At 52.7% G+C, this 1424-nt stretch carries 1 protein-coding gene; it reads right to left on the bottom strand.

Going from position 1 to position 1424, the window contains the following annotated elements:
• On the bottom strand, positions 1-1424 hold a 1424-nt coding region (traD, locus tag BEA93_RS24295; RefSeq protein WP_157942470.1), incomplete at both ends, for a type IV conjugative transfer system coupling protein TraD.

The raw sequence follows: 1424 nt of genomic DNA, 5'->3' as shown, positions 1-1424 counted from the left end.
TTCACCAGTCCCAGCATGGCATCGGCAAACTCTTTACCGTAGGTGTAATCCATCTGTGCTTTGGCCTGAAAACCCAGCACAAAACAGCCTCCGAATTTACGGGCTTCAGCCAGTACGCCCGGCAGTTCAGGCAGTTTGTTCAGCGACGGAAGTTCATCGTAGATAAACCAGATCCGACGATGCTGGTTCTCTCCCATCCCCAGCAGACAGTTAGCGGCCTGGGCCAGCCACATGGAAATTAACGGCTTCAGCGACTCATGCTGACGGGCATTACTGGTGACCCATAACCAGCCGTGTCGGGTGATCTGTGGATCGTTGACCGTACTCATCCATTCACGAATGGTGAACGGACGACGTCCGGTGCGTTCAATGCCCTGCAGATAGCGTAATGCCTTGACATAGTTGGTCAGCACACTGCGGATGGAGATGGCGGTCTTTTCCACCTTCTCTTCCACCAGGTTACTGGCCTCCGTTCCGGCCAGGTAGTCACGCAGGGCCTTCAGGTCAATCGCCAGCAACGTGCGCAGCAGGGCATTGTAGGAGTGACTGCCGTTCTTTTTCTGGCGATACGCCACGGCAGAAAAAATGGTGCGGGCAGAACTCTGCCAGAACGGATCTTCTTTTGTCCCCATCGGGATCAGCGTACTGGCTGCGCTGTCAAAATCGGGAATGGACTCAAATTCACGGAACATATCCCAGTATGCACAGCGGCGATCCAGTGCATTAAGCAGGACGTCATCCTGTTCACTGAAATGCTTTTTAATGAGCGAGCAGCCTTTATCGTAAATAATGGCCATATCGCCACGTGCCCGGATTTGCTTCAGCAGTTTATTGAGCGTGTTGGATTTACCGGCCCCCGGCGTGCCGTACATCATCAGATACTGCACTTCACTGTTCAGCAGCAGAGGTAACTTATCGATACAGATGGATGAGGCTTCACCACGACGCCGCATTTCACGCGCCACCGCTTTCACATCATCTGTCAGTTCACGTCCACCAATACGTTCATCCTGAGCCTGTTTTTCCCCCAGACGTCGCAGAAAACGGAAAATCAGAAAGGCCAGCACGCCGACCGCCACAGAGGCCCAGAACAGAGCCAGATACAGCTCCTGGAGGAACATATTACCGGCCCAGACCATATAATCGTCTTTCAGGATCTGCTCCGACGTTGCGTGCAGCACCTGCCCGTTCCAGGGAATGTCATAGACAGGCGGAACCCGGTACAGCGCCTTTTCTCCACGGGCAGTAAGTGACAGCCACCAGTACAGTCCGCCATTACGGATAGTTTCCCAGGGCAGACGCAACCAGAAAAATAGCGGCAAAAAAATAACGAAAAACCAGATTAACCAGAATGAAACGCGTTTGTTTACCTGCATGAACATATTCAGCATATAGCTGAATACCTGCCCACCCTGCGTGATATG

It is taken from the genome of Escherichia sp. MOD1-EC5950 (genome assembly GCF_002965345.1).
Taxonomy (GTDB): domain Bacteria; phylum Pseudomonadota; class Gammaproteobacteria; order Enterobacterales; family Enterobacteriaceae; genus Escherichia; species Escherichia marmotae.
This window is presented reverse-complemented; position numbering and strand designations above follow the sequence as displayed.